Origin of the sequence: Halomonas citrativorans (assembly GCF_014898005.1) — a bacterium.
Lineage (GTDB): Bacteria > Pseudomonadota > Gammaproteobacteria > Pseudomonadales > Halomonadaceae > Vreelandella > Vreelandella citrativorans.
The window spans coordinates 354537-374096 of record NZ_JABUYX010000002.1; the positions used below are offsets into that span (position 1 = coordinate 354537).

Sequence of the window (19560 nt, forward strand, 5' to 3'; positions counted from 1 at the left end):
GATATTGCTATTCAGCCATTAGGCACAGATATGCTGGTCTTTAAAAAGATAAAAGGGCCGTTCGTAACCACGAACGGCCCTTTGTGCGTCTATGCGTAATTGCAAAAAGGCTTACGTCTCTTCAACCCCATCCACAATAAACACGCGGTAGTCGGCACCCTGGAAACGATGCTGGCGAGCTTCTTGGTAGGCGTCGCTTTGGTACCAGGCGCGGGCGGCGGCCATGTCGGGGAAGCGCAGAATTACCGCGCCTTCCATGTCGCTGCCTTCCATTACTTCAAAGTCACCGTAGAAGGCGAGTGGCTTCGGGTCGTGGCCTTCGCGGGCGGCTTTGGCCTTGGTGGCGTATTGCTCCATTTCTTTCGCGTCGTGGGTGCGTTCACGCGTCAGTACAACATAAGCCGGCATTCCATTCTCCTTGGGTAATTATCAGGAAAGCTTCTTTAACAGCGCTTGGGCGGTGGCTTCGGATGAGCCGGGGTTTTGTCCGGTAATCAGCAGGCCGTCGACGAGCACGTAAGAACTCCAGTCATCGCCTTTACTGTACTCACCGCCGCTCTCTTTGAGCATATCTTCGACCAAAAACGGTACCACGTTTGTCAGGCCAACGGCGTCTTCTTCGCTGTTGCTGAAACCGGTCACTTTACGGCCAGCGACCAGCGGCTTGCCGTCGCTGCCTTTCACATGACGCAGCACACCGGGGGCGTGGCATACCGTAGCAACAGGCTTGTTGGCGGCAATGGCGTCTTCAATCAGGCGCACAGATGTAGCGCTCTCGGCCAGGTCCCACAGCGGGCCGTGGCCGCCGGGGTAAAATATGGCGTCGAACTCAGCAATATCGATATCGGCAAGCTGATGGGTGTTAGCCAGCGCCGCTTGGGCGTCGAGGTCCACTTGGAAGCGGTTAGTAGCCTCAGTTTGAGCATCCGGTACGTTGCTGTTGGGGTCGAGCGGCGGCTGGCCACCAGCGGGCGAGGCCAGGGTTAGCTCGGCACCTGCATCTTTACACGCATAGTAAGGCGCGGCCAGCTCTTCGAGCCAGAAGCCGGTTTTATTGCCGGTATCGCCAAGCTTGTCGTGTGAGGTAACCACTACGAGAATTTTCATGATTGAGTCCTTTGCAGGCTGAGAGGGCGGCTGGGGTCGAGGTTTAACAAAGCGTAGGTGGCTTTAAAGGCGGCATCCAGCGGCACCCGGTCGCGGGTAATTTTAGCGCGCAGGCTGGCACCCAGCCATAGCTGGTAAAGGGTGGTGGCTAGTTCCAGGGCACTGCTTTGAGCGCTAACGGATTGAGGCAGCGAGCCATCGGCAGCGGCGGCTTCGATTGACTGGGCTAACCTGGCAATAATGCGCTCAGTACCGTGTTGCAGCACGCGGCGCATGCGCTCGGAAAGATCGCTGACTTCGGCGGCAAGCTTCACCGCCAGGCATTTTCCGCTGGGGTCGCAATGGTGCTGGGTATCCCGCCAGTGCGCCCAGTAGCTGAGAAAACGCTCAGCGTGAGAAGCACCCGGCTGGGCAAGGCGTTCTTCAATTTGCGCGAGATAACCACTGAAGTAGTCTTCCAGCAGTGCTTCGCCAAACGCTTCTTTGGAGCTGAAGTAGTGATAAAAGGAGCCTTTAGGCACCTCGGCGGCTTTGAGAATCTCGTTAAGACCTACCGCCGAGAACCCCTTACCACCGATGATGACCTGGCCGGTGTTAAGAATGCGCTGCCGGACATCGCCGGTGACGGGTGTCATGTTCATAGCGACTAGCTTACGCCTGATTAGACCAGTCGTCTAGATAGGGCTCGCCGTTTCTACGACGATGGTTTCCACAGAGGCTGGAGTGGCCCGCCCACCGGGGCAGTCTCCGGCACGGTTACGGAAGCCACCCGCGCTTGTGCTGCCGAAAGCTCGGCCGGGTCGCCGCGCTCGTTCTCCGGGTTTTGCCCCGGCGGGTAGGCGCCGACCATGCAAAAATCGTCGTCCGCCTCTACGCAGGCATGACCCACTCCGGCGGGCAGTACCAGTATATCCCCCGCGTAAAGCATCACTTCTTGGCCATTGGGGCCGCCCAGCCGCGCTCTGGCTTGGCCCTGAAAAATGCCTAGCGCCTCGTGGGCGGTGGAGTGAAAGTGGTCAAAATCATATAAGTAGTAACGCCATGCGGGCGGCCAGCCGTGCTGTTTGAACATGTTTTCAAAGGTATCGGCCCGCGCTTCTGCGCTACTGAGGTCGAGAACCTTGCGGTATATCAGTACGGGTAGTGGGGAGTTGGGATAGCCGCTCTTTTCATCGCTATCAAAAGTGAGTGTTTCGGGCTGTGGGATGCTCACCGTGGCCTCCTTGCCTATGCCTTTTTGAGCTCGGTATGAAGTTTCAAGATTCTGTTTTCAAAGCTTTGTTTTCAAAACTCTGCTTCCAAGACTCTGTTTTCAAAGCTGTGCTTTCAAGACTGTGCTGCCGTTCTCTTGTTTGATCAGATACGCAGGGTGGGGCTTCTCGCTATCTTTGTGGGCCACCTAGCCTTTTGCTCAGTGATCAGCCCATTTCATTTCACCCACCCGCGTTGCTTGAAGTCCGCCATTGCAAAACTCCGTTGCTACACACACTGTTCAAGCATTGTTCGTTTTAGGCGTTTCTGCAATGTCGGGCTCGATGGGGGCGGAGGCATTCCGCGTGGGAGAAACGCTCATAGACTAAAGTTCAGCGCAGCGAATGGCTATAGAGGCGGCGTAACATGTTACGCTAGTTGGAGTTAGCACCAAGGTTTCTAACATACGGTCACTTCTCCGTTTCCCGTGTCGAGTTAAGGCGAATTCATGATCATTTCAAGCCCTTCTGATTACCGGCAAGCCGCCAAGCGGCGTGTTCCTCGTTTTTTGTTTGATTACCTTGATGGCGGCTCGGTCACGGAAAGCACGCTGCGCAGCAATGTGGAGGCGTTGCAGGCTATTCCTTTACGTCAGCGCGTGCTGCAGGGGGGCGGTACGCCGTCGCTTGAAACTGAAATTTTAGGCAGCCAGTGGAAAATGCCGGTTGCGCTGGCACCGGTGGGCGCCACGGGCATGTATGCTCGGCGCGGCGAAGTGCAGGCTGCGCGCGCGGCAGAAAAGGCGGGGATTCCTTATACACTCTCCACCGTTTCGGTTTGCTCGATCGAGGAAGTGGCGAAAAATGCCTACGGCGAGCAGTGGTCGCAGCTTTACGTGCTGAAAGATCGCGGCTTTATGAAAAACGCCCTGGAGCGCGCCTGGGAAGCAGGCATGAAAACGCTGGTGTTTACCGTGGATATGCCGCTGCCGGGGTCGCGCTACCGTGACCGTCGCTCGGGTATGTCAGGCCCCAATGCCAAGCTGCGCCAGTACGCTCAGGCAATCACCCACCCGCAGTGGGCGTTTGATGTAGGGCTTAAAGGCAAGCCACTGTCGTTCGGTAACATCGAGGCCTACACCGGGCGCGAAATGAACATGGACGACTACATGGGCTTTCTGGCGAAAAACTTTGACCCCTCCATTAGCTGGAGCGAGCTTGAGTGGATTCGTGAGAGCTGGAAGGGCAAGCTGATCATCAAAGGGTTGTTGGATAAAGAGGATGCGCGAGATGCGGTACGCATGGGGGCCGACGGTATCGTGGTGTCCAACCACGGTGGGCGCCAATTAGATGGGGCTATTTCTACCGCCCAAGCGCTACCGCATATTGCCGAGGCCGTGGGCGATGAACTGACGGTACTGGCGGATTCCGGCGTGCGCTCTGGGCTTGATGTGGTGCGTATGCTGGCGCTAGGCGCCCAGGGCGTTCTACTGGGCCGTGCTTACGTTTACGCCTTGGCCGCACGGGGCGAGCAGGGCGTTTCCCATCTGTTGGATCTAATCGCCGCCGATATGCGTGTCACCATGACGTTGATCGGCGCCAACTCGCCCGCCGAGATCAACTCAAGCCACTTGGATGCTGTGGTTAAAGAGATGAAAAGGAGCGAGTAGCACACGCGGACTGTTGGATGGCCCAACGTGGTGGCTTGGTAGCCACTTCCAGGCGAATGTTGGCTGATGATGGCGTCAATCGGTATCATATTACGAATGCTGCTATCATTAAGCCATCTTACCGCGAGCTTCTATGACCCAATCTAAAACGCCCTTCATTGTGGTACTGAGCCTGGCATTGACCATGATGCTGGGTCCGTTTTCCATGGATACGTACTTGCCGGCCTTTCCGGTCATTGGCGAGTCGCTGGGGATATCTCAGCAGGCCGTATCGTTAAGCGTTTCGGTGTATGTGTTCGCGATGGCTGTGGGGCAGCTCATTGGCGGGGCGCTTTCGGACCGCTTCGGTCGCCAGCGTGTATTGATGAGCGGGCTGGCAATTTTTGCGCTCGCAAGCATTGTCATCGGCATGGCGGAATCCTTGAACACTCTGCTTAGCGGGCGGGCCGTTCAAGCCATTGGCGCGGGGTTAACGCTGGTGTCGGTACCGGCACTGGTGCGCGACCGGGTGGCGGGCCGTGATGCCGCGAAGCTGTTCTCGATGATGGGTTTTATCATGGTGCTGGCGCCGGGTATCGCCCCGAGCGTTGGTAGTGCGATTTTGGCGGTGGGTTCCTGGCACAATATTTTCTTTGCCTTGGCGATTTACGCGGTGCTGCTGGTGCCGTTACTGGTGCGGGTGCTTTTTTCCGGGAAGGGTAAAGTGTCGCGATCGAAAAGCCCCAAAATGAGCCTGCTGGCGCGTTACAAGCTGGTGCTGTCGACGAAACCAGCTTTACCGTTTATCGCTTGGCAGGCCGCCTCCTTCTCCACCCTGATGATGTTCATTACCTACGCTTCCTTTATCTATCAGGGGCATTTTGGCCAGTCGCCCTCAAGCTTTTCGATGCTGTTTGCGGCTAACATCGTCGCGATGCTTTTCTTCAATATTTGCAACCGTGTACTGCTTTCCAGAATATCGTCGCTGCGTATTCTGCAGTTGGCAACGGGCTGCCAAGCGGTCGGCATTGTATTGTTAGTGATGGCTGCCTTTATGGAGTGGCCAATGTACGCTTTCCTGTTCGCCATGATGCTGACCATCGGCACAGTAGGGGCGATCTCGCCCAATATACAGGCCTGCTTTTTGGAGTTTTTCCCCACTAGCAGTGGTACCGCCGCCGCGCTTTTGGGCGCCGCCCAGTTCGGTATCGCCGGGATTTTGAGTGCCCTGTCTGCCATGCTGCCGCATACGCTTGAAGCGGTGGTGTTGGCCATGGCCGCCTGTGGCTCGGTCGCGTATCTGCTGCTTGCCCGCTCAATGATCAAAGGGCGTGCCGCGGTCGAGGCGTAATAAGCCCAACAGCGCCCCTTGCCAAAAGCCCCGTGTTATCCAGAACACGGGGCTTTTTTATTAAGCATCTGCTGAGCTTACTAATTGTTCGAAAAGTGCTTCTATGGCCTGCGTAGTCGGTGTTTCGTTGGCAAACAGGATGCGGTACATCAGAGGCGCTACCACTATTTGAGTGACCCGCCCTATATCCATCGGCTGCTCTCCTCTGGCAAGGCCGCGTTCGTTGATTACTTCGATCTGCTGACGCAAGAAGCCATCACATTTACCCGCGCTGGTATGGCCTTCTGTGCCTAGAACATCGCGGAGCATCGCCCTCCCTGGGGCTGATGACATCTCCTCAAAGTACTCAACAAGCCAGGCTAACAAGTCGCTACGCACACTTCCCGTATCGGCTGGCGGCTGCTCTGGCTGTAGTTGCTCGACGGCAACGTCGGCCAGTAACTGGGTAAGGTCACCCCAGCGACGGTAGATCGTCGAGGGGGTGACGTCAGCGCGTGTGGCGATGGCGGGTACCGTAAGCCCGGCCCGGCCTTGTTCTTGTTGCAGATCTCGAACGGCTTGATGAACGGCAGCCTGAATACGAGCGCTGCGGCCCCCTGGACGAGGAGTGGGTTTGTTGGTCATGTGTCCCTTCAGTACCTATTCGTCGGCACGGTTTCGTCGGTACGGTGCAATAAATCACTAAAGCAAAATATTTGCGTTAGCGATTTATTGAGTTTATGCTCTTTAAAGCTAATATTTTGCCTTTTGGGAGAGGTCATGTCCATCAACGTTTCTGATACTGTCCGCCGTTCCTCTAGCTGGAGTTTGTCTCCCGCCCGTACCGTTTTCCTGCACACAGCGATAATGATTGCCTTTTTAGCAGCATCGAGTGCGCCTACCCCGCTGTACCAACTTTATCAGCGGCAGTGGAGCTTTAGCGCAACACTGCTGACGGTGGTTTTTGCCACTTACGCGCTGGCTTTGCTTTTGGCACTGCTGGTGACGGGGAGGCTGTCCGATCATATTGGTCGACGTCCGGTTATTGCCATGGCGTTGTCGCTACAGATCATCGCTATGGTGGTTTTTTTGGGTGCGGCCGGGCCGGGTTGGCTGGTTGGTGCGCGCGCTCTGCAAGGCTTTGCCACGGGTATGGCCACTGCGGCAGTTGGCGCGGCGATACTCGATGTTAGTCGGGAGAGGGGGGCTGTGATTAACAGCATCTCACCGCTGCTTGGTATGGCAGCTGGCGCGCTAGGCAGTACCTCGTTGGTCGTGTTGGCGCCTGATCCGCTGCACATGGTGTACGTGTTGCTGCTGGCTATTTTTCTGGTGATGCTGGGCTTGATTTGGCTGGCACCAGAGACGGTGACATATCGCCCGGGTGCATGGGCAAGCCTGAAACCACGCATTACCGTGCCGCTGCAAGCGCGAAAAACGCTGTTATCTGTCACTCCTGCAAACGTGGCTGTGTGGATGCTAGGTGGTTTTTATCTATCGCTTATGCCATCGCTGATCGTTGACGTTACGCATGTGAGCACGCCATGGCTGGGTGGTCTTGTCGTCGCAGCGCTAACGCTCACCGGCGCCACAGCGGTTCTGGCGGCTCGCAAGCTGAGCTCTTTTACAACCCTCTTGTCTGGCGAACTTGCCTTGGTCGCAGGGCTGGTTGTCATTTTGGTCGGGGCTAACCAGGGAAACGCTGTCTTGCTGTTGGCCGGGTCGGTCATTGCGGGGTTTGGGTTTGGCGCGAGCTTCCTCGGGGCTGTACGCAGTGTCCTGCCGTTGGCTGAGCCCCATGAACGTGCCGCGCTGATGGGCGTGTTCTATATCGAAAGTTATCTGGCCCATAGCGTGCCCACGATGGCTGTCGGCTTCCTGGCGCAGAAGGCCGGTTTGCTGGCCGCAGTCAATATCTATGGTGCGGTGATCACAGCACTGGCCTTGCTCGCCATTATCCTGCTGCTTATGCAAGCGCGCACTTCAATGAAGAAAGGAAATCAAGCATGACTGCTCAAAATGTCTCTCCTATGTCTGCCGAGGAAATCCAGGCTCTGGCTACCAGCCTGGGGCTGCCCCTGAACTCTGAACGTGCGCCACTGATTGCGGGTGTACTGCATCACATACACACGGTCATTGCCCGGCTTGACGAATTACCTATCGATGAATCATGCACTCCTTCATTTGCCTTTGATGCTAGCCAGGGGAACCAACCATGCTAAATCCATTGAACCTGACACTGGCCCAAGCCAGTGCCGCCATCGCGGCACGCGAACTGTCGCCAGTAGAATTGTTGGATGCGGCCTTGGCGCGTATTGGTGCGCGAGAGCCAGAGATCAACGCTTTTGTATCTGTATGGGAAGAAGCCGCCCGTCAGCAGGCACTTGAGGCCGAGCGAGACATTCAACATGGCCGTTACCGTGGGCCGCTGCATGGCATTCCTATCGCGCTGAAAGACCTGTTCGATGTTGCTGGCCAACCCACCACTGCCAGCTCCCGTATTCGGGACGGACACCTGGCCGAGGCCAACAGCGCGGTAACGGATGCCTTGCTGCGTGGCGGCGCCATACTCTTGGGCAAGACCCATTTGCATGAGTTCGCTTTCGGCCTGACCACACCTCAAACGCGCAATCCGCTTGATCCACAGCGCACGTCGGGGGGCTCCAGTGGGGGCTCTGCCGCAGCGGTTGCTTACGGCGGCGCCTGGGCAGCCATGGGGACCGATACCGGTGGCTCGATTCGGGTGCCCGCAGCACTTTGCGGGCTGGTCGGGTTCAAGCCTACGTATGGCTTGGTCTCTCGCCACGGCACTATGCCCCTGGCCTGGTCGCTCGATCATGCGGGCCCTATGGCACGCACGGTAGAGGATGTTGGCCTGTTATTGCAGGCAGTGATGGGCTTTGATGCGCGCGACCCCGCTAGCCGTACTCCTCCTGCCGCTTTTGATACCAACGCACAGTCGAGTGTGCATGGGCTGCGTGTTGGTATCCCACGCAACTACTATTTTGACCACGTTGCGGAGCCAGTCGCCGCGGCTGTTAGGCGTGCGGCAGCGCATCTGGAACAACAGGGCGCCGTGCTGGTGGAGGTGGATATTCCGCTGGCTGACTACCTTATTCCGACTCAGTGGGGCTTGATGGTGGCCGAGGCAGCAACCGTACACGCCAAGGACATACGCCAATCAGCATCGCTATACGGTGATGATGTACGCACCTTGCTCGAAGCCGGACAACTGCTGCCAGCAGGCGATTACCTGAAGGCGCAGCGTGCCCGAGGCCTCATCGCTAAGCGCTGGGGTTCCCTGTTTTCAGACATCGACGTTCTACTGACACCCACCGTGCCCCAGACAGCAGCACGCTTGGAGCAGGAGACGTTTGATTGGGAAGACGGCAGCCAAGAGAGTGTCTCCGAAGCGTATGTGCGCTTATGCGCACCCGCCAATGTGACCGGACTACCTGCGCTGACGGTGCCATTTGGTAAAGATCATCAAGGGCTGCCCGTAGGCGTCCAGATTATGGGCAAGGCATTTGATGACGCCAAAGTGCTACAGGTTGGGCGTGCCATTGAGCAGCCTCTTTCCCCCATTTAACCGGCCTGTGTCTCTCCCTCGGCAGTGGGTGCGTGCTTACGCTTGCATGCCCCATGCCGCCCCAGCGGTATCATCATGGGTTTTCCCGTGACCGGGTCGTCGATAACGCGGCTTTCCAGGCCAAATACGTCGCGTACCATCTGTTCGGTAAATACGTCTTCCGATGGGCCAACGGCGTAGATGTTGCCGTTCGCCATGGCGACTAGCTTGTCGGCGTAACGGGCGGCCAGGTTCAGCTCGTGAAGCACCATCACAATGGTGGTGCCGCGCGTTTGGTTTAAGTCGGTGAGCAGGTCGAGCACTTCGATCTGGTGGTTGATATCCAGAAAGGTCGTGGGCTCATCCAGCAGTAACACATCAGTTTGCTGAGCAAGGGCCATGGCGATCCACGCCCGCTGGCGCTGCCCGCCGGAGAGTTCTTCTACGGCGCTGTCGGCCAGGTTAGCCATGTGAGTCGCGCTTAAAGCATCGGCCACGGCGGCTTCATCGGTAGCGCTCCAGCGTTGGAAAAGCCCTTGATGCGGGTGGCGGCCGCGGCTCACCAGCTCCAGCACAGTGATGCCTTCCGGCGCGATAGGCGACTGAGGCAGAAACCCCAGCTGTTGCGCCAGGCGGCGGGCGGGGAGCTTATGAATGGCGTTACCATCCAGCAACACGTTGCCTTGCTCCGGTGTCATGAGACGCGAAAGCACGCGCAACAGCGTCGATTTTCCACAGGCGTTAGCGCCCACAATAGCGGTTGTTTGCCCCGCTTGAACGGTTAGGCTCACGTCATTAAGAATGGTCCGTTCGCCGTAACCTGCGGTCAGGTGTTGGGCGAGAAGCGACGAAGCGCTCATAGGGTGCCTCTGCTTTTATTGTCGCGAGTAATCAGGTAAACGAGATAGGGGGCGCCTAATACGCCGGTCACAATGCCGACCGGATAGCGGGCAGGTAGTAAAAACTGGCCCGCGTAGTCTGCCAGAAGCACCAGCAGCGCGCCTACCAGTGCAGAAGGAATCAGCAGCGAGCCGTTGCGCCCCACCAAACGTGCCGCAATGGGGCCGGAAAGAAACGCCACAAACGCAATCGGGCCGGTCACCGCAGTGGCAAAGGCGACAAGTGCCACGGCGGTAACTACCACAGTAATTCGCGTGAGGGCTAAACGAACACCCAGCCCCACCGCGATATCGTCACCCATGCGCAGGGTTTCCAGGTCACGGTGGCGGCTTAACAACAGCCCGCCAAACAGTAGCAGGGCGATAAACAGCGGCAGTGCTTGGTCAAGCTGCATACCGTTAAGGCTACCCGCCATCCAGCGCAGTGCTTCCTGCAGTGACCAACTGGGCGCACGCATTAGAAGATACGCCGTGACGCTTTGTAGCATCGCGGCCAGGCCAATGCCGATGAGAATTAATCGAGTGCCAGTTACGCCTTGCTGCCAGGAGAGCCCGTAGATTAACAGCGCCACGCCTAGCCCAGCCGCAATCGCAATGATTGAAACCGCCGTGCCGCTGAGTGATAGCACTACAATGGCAAACACCGCGCCGGTGCTCGCGCCGGTACTAATACCGATAATGTCGGGGCTTGCCAGCGGGTTACGCAATAGGGTTTGAAAAGCGACACCGCCCAGTCCAAAACAGGCGCCTGCCAGCACCGCAACCACGGCCCTTGGTAAGCGTAATTCTCGCACGGTAAAACTGGCCCCGGGTACCTCAGCGCCACCCAGAATGCGCAGCACCGTGGTGAGTGGCGTAAAGGATTGTCCCAGCATCAAGGTCAACACTACGCCTGCCAGTAAACAGGCGGCCAATACCGCAAGTATCCGCCCCCGGCGCTTGGCGTGTGCCCGCCGCATCTGCCCGTAAGAACGGTGCCCATGGCGTTGAGAGGGGGATGAAGGCGTGGCGTTATAAGAGGGCGGGTTCATAGCGCGCCTACTTTGCGGTTGCGTACAATCCAGATAAACACGGGAGCACCGATAAAGGCGGTAACGATGCTCGCATCAAGCTCTGCAGGATGCGCTACCAGCCGGCCCACCACATCTGAAAACGTTAACAGCACGGCGCCACCCAAGGCGGAAAACGGCAATAGCCAGCGGTAGTCACCACCGACTAATAGGCGGCAGGCATGCGGCACCACCAGCCCGACAAAGCCGATGGGGCCACAGATAGCCGTAACCGGGCCGCATAGCAGTACTGCGCCCAACGCCGACATGGCTCTGGCGATGGCGACTTTTTCGCCCAGGCCCGCAGCGGCATCGTCGCCCAGTGCCAGCAGGTTGAGCTTGCGTGCGGCGAGTAACGTGATCACAAAACCTGCGAGCAGAAAAGGCAGCACGGGCATGATCTGGTCGTACGTCGCGCCGCCAATACCGCCCACCAGCCACGACTGCGCCAGCCCCGCAATATCGCCGCGTGGCAGTATAACGGCCGTCGCCAACGAGCTTAGCGCCGCCGTCGTAGCGGCCCCGGCCAACGCCAACCTGAGCGGTGTAGCGCCCCCGCGGGTCAGGCTGGCAATAGCGTAAACCGCCACAGCGGCAAGCCCGGCACCCAGAATAGCTGTCCAGATGTAGGTCGTGGTTTCATCCATCCCAAACCACGCGATTCCTATGACAATGGCCAGCGCCGCCCCGGCGTTAACGCCTAACAGGCCGGGGTCGGCAAGCGGATTACGGGTAAGCCCTTGCATAACGCCTCCTGATACGGCGAGCGCGGCGCCTGCCAGCACTGCCAGTAGAGTACGCGGCAAGCGGCTCGCCACGGCGGCATCACCAATGTTTTCTACCTGCCCGCTTAGCGCCGCCATTACCTCTGGCCAACCCACCGTGCGAGCGCCAAACGCCACAGAAAGCGTTAGCGCCAACGCAAGCAGCGCCAGCAGCAGTAGGCCTCCAGCAAGGCGCGTGCCTCGCTTATTACGTTGCCGGGTAACGCTAGCGGCTGGCGCAGCAACAACGTTACTCTGCGTGGCGTGCGGCTTCTGAGAGCAGGTCAGCATAATCGTCTAATAACCATGAAATCGACATGGGTGTCGGATTGGCCGCAGTACCCAGCGGACTATTGTCGAGCAGCACAATGGCGCCGTTTTCAACGACGGGCAGCCGAGAGGTCAACGGATGGGCTTCGAGCTGTTCAATCAGCGCTTGTCCGCCGTAGGTGACCAGAATATCCACGTCTGCCAGTTGGTCGATTAGCTCAGCGCTGATTTCGCCTGAAAACGTGCCCGGTGCCGAGTTGGCTTGAACGATCGCTGGCGAGACCAGCCCCAAGTCATGGAAGAATCGCACTCGCGCATCGTTATCGGTGTAGAAAGAGATGCGCCCCAGGTTGGTGGGGTCGAGGTGCGTCACGAACATGGCTGTTTTGCCTTCTAGTTCGGCATGCGCCTGGGCAGTTTCAGCAATTTGGCGTTCAAGGCGTTCAATCAGTGCCTGGCCTTCGTCGGCCATGCCCATGCCAGCGCTATTGAGAAGAATCATATCGCGCCAGTCTGTCGCCCACGGGCCTTCGGAGTAACCGATGACGGGGGCAATTTGGCTCAAGGTGGTGTAGTCCGCTTGGCTAAGCCCTGAATAGGCCGCAAGGATTACATCAGGCTGGCTGGCCGCAACGGCTTCAAAATCAATGCCGTCACCTTCATCGAACAGGGCGGGGGGCGTTACTTCAAGTTCTTCAAGCCGGGCTTCCACCCAAGGCAGCAAACCGTTGCCGTTGGTATCGCCAAAGTTGGCGGCAGCAAAGCCGACCGGTACAACGCCTAACGCCAGCGGCACCTCATGGTTCGCCCACGCCACGGTCGCGATTCGTTCCGGTTTTTCCTGAAGGATGGTGGTGCCAAGGGCGTGTTCGATTTCTAGCGGGTACTCTTGGGCACCCGCGAGGGTTGACCCTAAAGTAAGCGTTGCAACGGCCGCAAGGCCTAGTGCTTTACTGCTACGTAGCCAGGTCATTATGCTCTCCGGTTCAATTATGCAATCGCCTCCATTCGGGCAGGGCGAATGGAGGCGGTGGTATCAAGGCGACGCCATCATTGCTAACGCCTGTGCATTAGAACGAATAGCGCAGCGTCGAGGAGATGCTGGCTGGTTCGCCATAGACGCCGTAGCCACCGACATTGCTGTAGTACTTTTCGTCGAACAGGTTCTTGATGTTGACCTGAAGTGATAGGTCTTGATTGAACTGGTAGCGGCCAAAAAGATTGGCAAGCGTATAGCTGCCTTGCTCATACTCGGTAGGTATACCGGCGGGGGTGGTGAGGTCGCTAGCCAACAGGCTGCTCTGCCAGTTAACGCCGCCGCCAATCGTTAGCTCACGCTTTTGTGGCACGTTATAGCTGGCAAAAAGATTGAACAGCGAGCGTGGCTGATTGGTATTGAACGTGCCTTCTTTGGCTTTCGCGGTGAAGTGGGAGTAGCCGATCGTCATATCAAGATCATCAGTGACCGCACCACTTAGTTCCACTTCAAAGCCCTCACTCACTACGCCGCTAGCGGCGGAGTAGTACGTCTCGGTTTGCCCAGGAAGCCCCGGGTCTGCCGTGGCAACGTTGTCTTGCTCTATTTGGAAGACTGAGAAAGAGCCGTTAACCAGGCCATTAAGCCAGGCCGCCTTGAGGCCGGTCTCATAGTTTTTGCCTACCACCGGGTCCAGGTAGGCGCCACTCGCATCGCGGTAGTTTTGCGGCTCGAAAATCTCGGTGTAGCTGGCAAAGGCTGAATAGGTATCGTTGAGGTCGTATACGATTCCACCGTAAGGTGTTACTTCGTGCTTGCTCTGGCTATCCAGGCTACGGAATAGCGTCATTCCATCCCATTCGGTATAGCGTGCGCCGAGAATCAGCGTTAACGGATCAGCAAGTGAGAATCGTGAAGCGGTATAGACGGCTTTCTGACGAGTGCTTGATGCTTCAGAAGGGGTAAATTCGGACCAGCCCTCGTTAGGTGCCGAGCCACCCCAGTTGTTGAAGTCATCAACCGTGAAGAGACCATCAATGAAGCTGTTTTCGTAGTTGTTCTTCTGGTCGCTGTAGCTACCGCCTACGACCAGTTCGTGTTCGCGTCCCAATAGCTCGAATGGCCCGCTGACCTGGGCATCTACAGAGTTAACTTTCCGATGCCCCTTGTTCCATCCGGTATAGAAGCCGACGCCACTGCCATCCATTTGGTCTGGCAGCATTCCTTCCACGTAGGGATACGCCAGCTTGCCATCCATATCGGTTTTTTCGTGGGTGCCCACTACACGAGCCTGCCAGTCATTAGCAAACCGATGGTTGATTTCCGCGAAGACTTTTTCAGATTTGAAGTCGTAGTAGGACCAATCCGGCGCCACGCTGAACGAGCGTGAGTAATTGGTTGGCGTGCCGTCGCTGAACCACAGCGGTAGACCGCCCCATGTGGGTGAAGAGGTGTGGCTGTCCTGGTAATCAAAGCCCAACGAAAGCGTGGTGGCGTCGGTTACGTCTGCATCAATAACGCCGTAGCCGAACATGCTTCGCTTATCCTGACGGTCAAGGTGGGCACCCCCTTCTTCATAACCGCCGATAAAGCGCGCCCGCACATTGCCCGAGGCGGTTAGCGGTGTGGTTATGTCAACAGTGCTACCGCGTTTATCCCAACTGCCCAGCGTGCCAGAAACGGAGCCAGTAAATTCCCGGCTCTCAGCATGCTTGCGCACAAAATTAACCGAAGCGCCTGGGTTGCCCGATCCACTAACCAGCCCGTTGGCGCCACGTATTACTTCAACGCGGTCATAAATAGCCGTATTGAGCCGACCTTCACCAAAATACCAACGGTTATCCGTGTTTAGCGTAGGGATGCCGTCGTACTGAAAGCTGTTAATACGAAAACCACGGGAGGAAAAGCCGACACGATCACTATCGACATTACGCGTTGAAATACCCGTGACGTTACTTAATACCGCCTCGACGGTATCCAGGTTTTGGTCCTGCATTCGTTGTTCAGTAACGATGCTGATGGCTTGTGGCAGCTCTTTTTGGCTTAGTGTTAAACCGGTACCCGCGCTGGTGGTGCGGCGCGTATAGCCAACGTTGTCATAAAGGTTTTCGCCCGTGACCGTCACGGTTTCCAGCGCTTCTGGGCTAGCGGCGTCAGTGGTTTGCGCCGCAACACCTGTTGAAGCCAGCAGCGACGTAGACAAAATGGCGGTAAAGGTGACTTCTCGAAAGGATAGTGCGCTTTTAGTGAAGAGTTGGGTGGGCCTGGAGATAGAGCCAGCGAAGCGTGTCGTGTTTAAGGCATGGAGTAAAGGCGTTTTCATATAATCCCTTGCATCGCGCCTATGGGCGCTTGCTCGTTAGTATTATCAGTAATACAGAGGGATCATATAAAAACAGTTCTCATATGTAAATGATCATGAGAACGCTTATTGTTTGAGATGCTGACCTGTTAGACAATACTGAAGATACAATAATGCAAAGCGCAGCAAGCCAGCACCTTTCGCTAGTATGCTCTATTTGGGTTCTATCGAACCCGTTACTGGCTGTAAGTCGGCGCGGTTACTCTCCAGTGTCGCCAGCGCAATTTTATAGCAATCCTCAACATGGCTATTGCCCATATACTTCATCGCCGTAAAGCTGATGCCCCCCGCCACGGCGCTGCCGACAAAGGGTACATATTTAGCCACACCGGTGGCGGCTACTTTGACGCCCATCTTTTGAAGCAGCGATACCACCAGTTTTTTGGTGATGTACTTCCCGGCCATCTTGCTGCCGACATTGGAAATAGCGGTCATCACCATCACTTTTGATTCGGTATCCAGACCTTCGATTTGCTCGGGCGTTAAGCCGAATTTATCGTTTATTTTAGGAATGAGCCTTAGCAATATGGCAACGTCTGACCCGATATCCACGCCGGGAATGGGGATGATCGCTGTGCCAGCAGAGAGACTCGAGCTTCTTGTCACCATTGAATGGCATGTTTTTCTGATGGCTTCTAGCTCTTCGCGTGATTCGATCATTTAAAAGTCCTTTTTACGATGCGCTAACACCATTGTAGTCGATAGCTACTTGAGGAAGAGGGGCGCCTCGCCACGCTTCTACGCATCGTCGCCTCTATTTATCCACAGCCGTGCTCGCTGCAGGCAAGCGTGTGGTCGTATAGCGTTTGGATGATCTGGCAGTCGGCGGTTTTGCCACCCCGGCATTGCTGTACTACCTGGCGTAGCTCAGTAGCGAGCGCTTGCAACTTGGCAATGCGCGCTTCCAGATGCTGAAGGTGCCGAGTGGCGATGTCGTCAGCCGCGCCGCAGTCGGTGTCCGGGTGGTCTGAAAGTGCCAGTAATTCCTGAATGCTAGGTAGGTCGAGACCGAGGCTGCGGCCGTGACGAATAAAACCGATACGCGCAAGCGCTGCTTGGTCGTAATGCCGGTAGCCTTGCTCGCTGCGTTTGGCGGGTGGCAGTAACCCGAGCTTTTCGTAATGACGAATGCTTTCCGGTGAGCAGCCTGTGCGGGTAGCCACTTCACCAATGCGATACGTGTTTTTCATCGGCTTGACCCTGTAACGATTACAGGGTTTAGGCTAGCCCCTATTCCCTCTGTGGACAAGCAGGTGATGACATGACGCTGGTTATAGAGCTATTGCAAATTGCGTTAACGGCGGCCCCGTGGCTGCTGTTGGGGTTGGTAATTGCTGGGCTAATTAAAGCATGGCTGCCGGAACACGTGCTGCAGCGCTGGATGGGAGGGCGTGGCTTGGGCAGCATTGTGCGGGCGGCCGTCATTGGTATGCCCCTGCCGCTGTGTTCGTGTGGCGCGATTCCTACCGCTATTGCTTTGCATCGGAGTGGTGCAGGGCGTGGGCCCACGACGTCTTTTTTAATCAGCACGCCGGGGGTGGGCGTTGATTCCATTCTACTGACCAGCGTACTGCTTGGTCCGTTGATGGCCGTCGTGCGCGTCATCGGTGCCTTGGTAACGGCCATTGTCACCGGGCTGCTAGTCGGATTAACGCGTGAACCTGCAACTCCCGCCCCTGCCACGCTTGGCGGCTGCTGCGCTTCCTCCGGCTGTCATACGCCCACCACGAAAGCCGACGAACCCAGCGGTTTGAAGGCCGGGCTGCGTTATGCGTTTAGTGATCTGTTGGATGATATCAGCGCATGGGTGTTTGCCGGACTGTTGCTGGCGGGCGTGCTGGTAACGCTGGTGCCGCCTGATACGCTGGCCCATTACTCAGGTGGGCTGCTGGCGCTTGCGCTGATGGCCGTGGTGGGCATCCCACTCTACATTTGTGCGGCAGCGGCCACGCCGGTTGCCGCTGGGCTGCTGTTAGCGGGGATTTCACCGGGTATGGCGCTGGTTTTCCTGCTGGCGGGGCCGATCACCAGTCTGGCGACGTTAGCGATATTGCGTCGCGAACTGGGCAATGCAGCGTTGGCGGTTTATCTCGCCAGCGTGCTTGTCGTTACTGTGCTCGTAGGTTGGACAGTAGATAGCGTGCTGGGAGTGACGGGCTGGAACGTGGTCGATCAGGCAAGCGAGGTTCAGGAACTACTGCCTGTTTGGCTGGAGTGGTTGGCGCTGGCAGTGCTGGCTTTGGTGGCTATTCGCCCCGTGCGTAAGCGCTTGCTGGGGTTTTAAGCATTCACCGTTTGAGACAGCGTGATGAAGCAGCGACGGGCAGGGAGTACCTGCCCGACGCTTGGTGGTTAGTCAGCCTCTTGGGGCGTTGATGGCTGCTCGGGTGGTTCGGTGGATGTTGGCTCGGGCTCCTCTGGCTCAGAAGCGTTTGCTTCAGGCTCCTGCTCCGGTGGGGCGGGCGGATTATCCGGCGTAACCCGCCAAATCGCATTGGTCAGGTCATCGGCAATAATAAGCGCGCCATCCGGATCAATAGTGACACCGACCGGGCGGCCAAGTGCTCTGCCATCATCGGTAAGAAACCCACTGGCAAAATCAATCGGGTCGCTGTCAGCAAGTTGGCCGTTGCTAAAGGGGATGAAGCTTACCTTGTAGCCAACCGGGTCCGCGCGGTTCCAACTGCCGTGCTCACCTACAAAAACGCCCTCGGCGTACTCTTCGCCCATGGCGGGCGTAGAAAAAGCCAGGCCAAGCGGGGCTACGTGAGAGCCAAGGCTGTAGTCCGGTGCAATAGCGGATGCCACTTTTTCAGGATCTTCCGGGCGTACGCGAGGGTCAACATGCTGCCCCCAGTAGCTGTAGGGCCAGCCATAAAAACCGCCTTCCTGAACCGAGGTAATATAATCAGGTACCAGGTCCGGACCGAGTTCGTCACGTTCGTTAACCGCTGCCCAAAGCGTGCCGGTATCGGGTTGGGTGGCTAGCGCTGAGGGGTTGCGCAGGCCGGTGGCATAGGGGCGGTGCGCGCCCGTGTCGACATTGATCTCCCACACTTCGGCGCGATTAACCTCCGCCTCCATGCCCCGCTCGGTAATATTGCTGTTCGAGCCGATACCGACATAAACAAACTGCCCATCGGCGCTGGCGGTCATCGCCTTGGTCCAGTGGTGATTGATCGCTGAGGGCAGTTGCGCAATGACCTCTGGCGGCCCGCTGGCCTCTGTTTGGCCCTCGTCATAATCAAAGCGCACCAGCGCATCCTGGTTGGCCACATAGAGGTTGTTGTCTATCAGAGCCAGCCCATAAGGCGCGTTAAGGTCTTGGGCGAAAATCATCTGTTCGTAGCTGCCGTCGCCATTGTCATCGCGTAGCAGGGTTAAGCGGTCGCCGCCCTCTACAGCGGTGTTGCCTTGGTCCTTGATATACCCAGCGATCACATCCTTGGGCTTTAATGCCGGTGCATTACCGCCGCTACCTTCCGCCACCAGAATATCGCCATTGGGTAGCATGATGGTTTGCCGGGGCACCTTGAGATCAGAAGCGATCCTGGTGATGGTATAGCCCTCGGGCACTGTAGGCAGCTGGCCGCCCCATTCGGCGGGTTCGGGAACCGTCATGTCTGGCAGCAGCCCGCGCTGCGGTTCGGGAAGCGTGGGGTTAGGGCCGAAAGGCTGTTCTACATCAAAAGCATTAGCGCCGCTGGCAGCCAGCAGCAGTGCCAAAGGCGTTGTATAACGAAGTGCGAAATATTTCATGACGTTGCTCCGACGGTGCGCCGAGAAAAACCGATCCAGATCGCCGCGACGGTCAGTACGGTAACGATGATCGAAAGAATAAGGCCGGTGGGCATCATGGCCCAGGCATCACGGGCATGAACGAGCGCATTGATAAAGCCGAGTACCCAGATGACCAGCAAGAGCAATGGATAAACCAGCATAAGCCCGCGGCGATGCTCGGCACGAAACAGGCCGATAATCGCACATAGAAAAGCTAGGCCTGCGAAAACAAGCCCTCCAGCAATTAACCAGGAAGAAAACGTGCTCCACTGGATATGAAAGCTTTTCGAGTAAGCGTAATCACTTAATGTGGCGCCAAGAAAAAGTGGAAAAGTACTCGCAAGTAATAGGGCATGGAGCGGATGGATTCCGCTTAGATAGGCCGTCGGTGTAGACCTCGACATAGCACGTTCCTCCTTGATAAGTGACCCCAAAAAAAGCGTGGTCAGGCCCGTTTTCAATACGGACTTGGGGTGGGCAGCTTAATCGCTGCCAACCTGAGTATAGGTCACGTTTTACGAACCCAAAACTAACGGCGTTTACGCTTTCATAAACATACGTACAGAAGTCCACTATTCGATAACTGTCCAGTCTTAAATGTTCGTTAATTGACAAT

20 protein-coding genes are annotated in these 19560 nt (G+C 57.0%); 6 read left to right on the forward strand and 14 right to left on the reverse strand.

Annotation, left to right across the window (positions count from 1 at the left end; translation table 11 throughout):
* Positions 1–111: 111 nt before the first annotated feature.
* Genes INT20_RS04735 through INT20_RS04750 form a run of 4 tightly spaced genes read right to left on the reverse strand, consistent with a single transcriptional unit; the run spans position 112 to position 2320 of the window.
* A complete protein-coding gene (locus tag INT20_RS04735) occupies positions 112–408 on the reverse strand; it encodes a DUF1330 domain-containing protein (protein WP_172118158.1) in 297 nt (98 codons plus the stop codon).
* A gap of 21 nt (positions 409–429) precedes the next feature.
* Positions 430–1107, reverse strand: a complete 678-nt coding sequence (locus tag INT20_RS04740; RefSeq protein WP_193055383.1) for a type 1 glutamine amidotransferase domain-containing protein — start codon at positions 1105–1107, stop codon at positions 430–432.
* Positions 1104–1748, reverse strand: coding sequence for a TetR/AcrR family transcriptional regulator (locus INT20_RS04745; RefSeq protein ID WP_226912038.1), 645 nt, complete (start codon positions 1746–1748; stop codon positions 1104–1106). The genes INT20_RS04740 and INT20_RS04745 overlap by 4 nt, the downstream gene beginning before the upstream one ends.
* Before the next feature lie 53 nt (positions 1749–1801).
* The gene (locus INT20_RS04750) at positions 1802–2320 is read right to left on the reverse strand and encodes a cupin domain-containing protein (RefSeq protein ID WP_193055384.1); all 519 of its coding nucleotides are present in this window, start codon (positions 2318–2320) and stop codon (positions 1802–1804) included.
* 486 nt (positions 2321–2806) lie between these two features.
* Here INT20_RS04750 and lldD point away from each other — a divergent pair, with 486 nt between their 5' ends.
* Both lldD and INT20_RS04760 read left to right on the forward strand, forming a co-directional pair.
* The gene (gene lldD / locus INT20_RS04755) at positions 2807–3967 is read left to right on the forward strand and encodes an FMN-dependent L-lactate dehydrogenase LldD (RefSeq protein ID WP_193055385.1); all 1161 of its coding nucleotides are present in this window, start codon (positions 2807–2809) and stop codon (positions 3965–3967) included.
* Positions 3968–4100: 133 nt separating this feature from the next.
* On the forward strand, positions 4101–5297 hold the full coding sequence (locus INT20_RS04760; protein WP_193055386.1) for a Bcr/CflA family efflux MFS transporter: 1197 nt from the start codon (positions 4101–4103) through the stop codon (positions 5295–5297).
* A gap of 60 nt (positions 5298–5357) precedes the next feature.
* Here INT20_RS04760 and INT20_RS04765 read toward each other — a convergent pair whose 3' ends face one another.
* Entirely contained in the window at positions 5358–5921 is a 564-nt protein-coding gene (locus INT20_RS04765) for a TetR/AcrR family transcriptional regulator (RefSeq protein ID WP_193055387.1), read from the reverse strand.
* A 135-nt stretch (positions 5922–6056) separates the two neighbouring features.
* Between INT20_RS04765 and INT20_RS04770 the strand changes: the two genes are divergently transcribed.
* The 3 genes from INT20_RS04770 to INT20_RS04780 are packed head-to-tail and all read left to right on the forward strand — an operon-like array spanning position 6057 to position 8865.
* The gene (locus INT20_RS04770; protein ID WP_226912039.1) at positions 6057–7286 is read left to right on the forward strand and encodes an MFS transporter; all 1230 of its coding nucleotides are present in this window, start codon (positions 6057–6059) and stop codon (positions 7284–7286) included.
* Positions 7283–7498 (forward strand): hypothetical protein, encoded by a 216-nt coding sequence (locus tag INT20_RS04775; RefSeq protein ID WP_193055388.1) that lies wholly within the window; start codon positions 7283–7285, stop codon positions 7496–7498. Before INT20_RS04770 ends, INT20_RS04775 begins: the two co-directional genes overlap by 4 nt.
* A complete protein-coding gene (locus INT20_RS04780) occupies positions 7492–8865 on the forward strand; it encodes an amidase (RefSeq protein ID WP_193055389.1) in 1374 nt (457 codons plus the stop codon). The genes INT20_RS04775 and INT20_RS04780 overlap by 7 nt, the downstream gene beginning before the upstream one ends.
* Here the strand turns inward: INT20_RS04780 and INT20_RS04785 are convergent.
* From INT20_RS04785 to INT20_RS04815, 7 genes are all read right to left on the reverse strand, one after another.
* On the reverse strand, positions 8862–9704 hold the full coding sequence (locus INT20_RS04785) for an ABC transporter ATP-binding protein (RefSeq protein ID WP_193055390.1): 843 nt from the start codon (positions 9702–9704) through the stop codon (positions 8862–8864). The two genes, INT20_RS04780 and INT20_RS04785, sit on opposite strands and share 4 nt — an antisense overlap.
* Positions 9701–10774 carry a FecCD family ABC transporter permease gene (locus INT20_RS04790; RefSeq protein WP_193055391.1) on the reverse strand — a complete coding sequence of 358 codons (1074 nt, stop codon included), beginning with the start codon at positions 10772–10774 and terminating at the stop codon, positions 9701–9703. Before INT20_RS04790 ends, INT20_RS04785 begins: the two co-directional genes overlap by 4 nt.
* Positions 10771–11847, reverse strand: coding sequence for a FecCD family ABC transporter permease (locus INT20_RS04795; RefSeq protein WP_193055392.1), 1077 nt, complete (start codon positions 11845–11847; stop codon positions 10771–10773). The genes INT20_RS04790 and INT20_RS04795 overlap by 4 nt, the downstream gene beginning before the upstream one ends.
* A complete protein-coding gene (locus INT20_RS04800; protein ID WP_193055393.1) occupies positions 11807–12799 on the reverse strand; it encodes an iron-siderophore ABC transporter substrate-binding protein in 993 nt (330 codons plus the stop codon). The genes INT20_RS04795 and INT20_RS04800 overlap by 41 nt, the downstream gene beginning before the upstream one ends.
* Before the next feature lie 97 nt (positions 12800–12896).
* Positions 12897–15125: a ferric-rhodotorulic acid/ferric-coprogen receptor FhuE gene (fhuE, locus tag INT20_RS04805; protein ID WP_193056514.1), complete on the reverse strand. Its 2229-nt coding sequence runs from the start codon at positions 15123–15125 to the stop codon at positions 12897–12899.
* A gap of 192 nt (positions 15126–15317) precedes the next feature.
* Positions 15318–15824 carry a hypothetical protein gene (locus tag INT20_RS04810; RefSeq protein ID WP_193055395.1) on the reverse strand — a complete coding sequence of 169 codons (507 nt, stop codon included), beginning with the start codon at positions 15822–15824 and terminating at the stop codon, positions 15318–15320.
* A gap of 98 nt (positions 15825–15922) precedes the next feature.
* Positions 15923–16354: a MerR family transcriptional regulator gene (locus tag INT20_RS04815; RefSeq protein ID WP_193055396.1), complete on the reverse strand. Its 432-nt coding sequence runs from the start codon at positions 16352–16354 to the stop codon at positions 15923–15925.
* 71 nt (positions 16355–16425) lie between these two features.
* Here INT20_RS04815 and INT20_RS04820 point away from each other — a divergent pair, with 71 nt between their 5' ends.
* A complete protein-coding gene (locus INT20_RS04820) occupies positions 16426–17448 on the forward strand; it encodes an SO_0444 family Cu/Zn efflux transporter (RefSeq protein ID WP_193055397.1) in 1023 nt (340 codons plus the stop codon).
* A 68-nt stretch (positions 17449–17516) separates the two neighbouring features.
* Here the strand turns inward: INT20_RS04820 and INT20_RS04825 are convergent, their stop codons facing one another.
* Together INT20_RS04825 and INT20_RS04830 are read right to left on the reverse strand one after the other, a co-directional pair.
* Entirely contained in the window at positions 17517–18923 is a 1407-nt protein-coding gene (locus INT20_RS04825) for a PQQ-dependent sugar dehydrogenase (protein ID WP_193055398.1), read from the reverse strand.
* Positions 18920–19348, reverse strand: a complete 429-nt coding sequence (locus INT20_RS04830) for a DUF2231 domain-containing protein (protein WP_193055399.1) — start codon at positions 19346–19348, stop codon at positions 18920–18922. The genes INT20_RS04825 and INT20_RS04830 overlap by 4 nt, the downstream gene beginning before the upstream one ends.
* Between the last annotated feature and the right edge of the window lie 212 nt (positions 19349–19560).

Excerpts from the sequence above, each read along its gene's own strand:
- INT20_RS04745 (WP_226912038.1), bottom strand. The coding sequence starts at position 1,748 with ATGAACATGACACCCGTCACCGGCGATGTCCGGCAGCGCATTCTTAAC.
- INT20_RS04820 (WP_193055397.1), top strand. The coding sequence starts at position 16,426 with ATGACGCTGGTTATAGAGCTATTGCAAATTGCGTTAACGGCGGCCCCG.
- INT20_RS04735 (WP_172118158.1), bottom strand. The coding sequence starts at position 408 with ATGCCGGCTTATGTTGTACTGACGCGTGAACGCACCCACGACGCGAAA.
- INT20_RS04740 (WP_193055383.1), bottom strand. The coding sequence starts at position 1,107 with ATGAAAATTCTCGTAGTGGTTACCTCACACGACAAGCTTGGCGATACC.
- INT20_RS04815 (WP_193055396.1), bottom strand. The coding sequence starts at position 16,354 with ATGAAAAACACGTATCGCATTGGTGAAGTGGCTACCCGCACAGGCTGC.
- INT20_RS04800 (WP_193055393.1), bottom strand. The coding sequence starts at position 12,799 with ATGACCTGGCTACGTAGCAGTAAAGCACTAGGCCTTGCGGCCGTTGCA.
- INT20_RS04765 (WP_193055387.1), bottom strand. The coding sequence starts at position 5,921 with ATGACCAACAAACCCACTCCTCGTCCAGGGGGCCGCAGCGCTCGTATT.
- fhuE (WP_193056514.1), bottom strand. The coding sequence starts at position 15,125 with ATGAAAACGCCTTTACTCCATGCCTTAAACACGACACGCTTCGCTGGC.
- INT20_RS04770 (WP_226912039.1), top strand. The coding sequence starts at position 6,057 with ATGTCCATCAACGTTTCTGATACTGTCCGCCGTTCCTCTAGCTGGAGT.
- INT20_RS04760 (WP_193055386.1), top strand. The coding sequence starts at position 4,101 with ATGACCCAATCTAAAACGCCCTTCATTGTGGTACTGAGCCTGGCATTG.
- INT20_RS04780 (WP_193055389.1), top strand. The coding sequence starts at position 7,492 with ATGCTAAATCCATTGAACCTGACACTGGCCCAAGCCAGTGCCGCCATC.
- INT20_RS04775 (WP_193055388.1), top strand. The coding sequence starts at position 7,283 with ATGACTGCTCAAAATGTCTCTCCTATGTCTGCCGAGGAAATCCAGGCT.
- INT20_RS04785 (WP_193055390.1), bottom strand. The coding sequence starts at position 9,704 with ATGAGCGCTTCGTCGCTTCTCGCCCAACACCTGACCGCAGGTTACGGC.
- INT20_RS04825 (WP_193055398.1), bottom strand. The coding sequence starts at position 18,923 with ATGAAATATTTCGCACTTCGTTATACAACGCCTTTGGCACTGCTGCTG.
- INT20_RS04810 (WP_193055395.1), bottom strand. The coding sequence starts at position 15,824 with ATGATCGAATCACGCGAAGAGCTAGAAGCCATCAGAAAAACATGCCAT.
- lldD (WP_193055385.1), top strand. The coding sequence starts at position 2,807 with ATGATCATTTCAAGCCCTTCTGATTACCGGCAAGCCGCCAAGCGGCGT.
- INT20_RS04790 (WP_193055391.1), bottom strand. The coding sequence starts at position 10,774 with ATGAACCCGCCCTCTTATAACGCCACGCCTTCATCCCCCTCTCAACGC.
- INT20_RS04795 (WP_193055392.1), bottom strand. The coding sequence starts at position 11,847 with ATGCTGACCTGCTCTCAGAAGCCGCACGCCACGCAGAGTAACGTTGTT.
- INT20_RS04830 (WP_193055399.1), bottom strand. The coding sequence starts at position 19,348 with ATGTCGAGGTCTACACCGACGGCCTATCTAAGCGGAATCCATCCGCTC.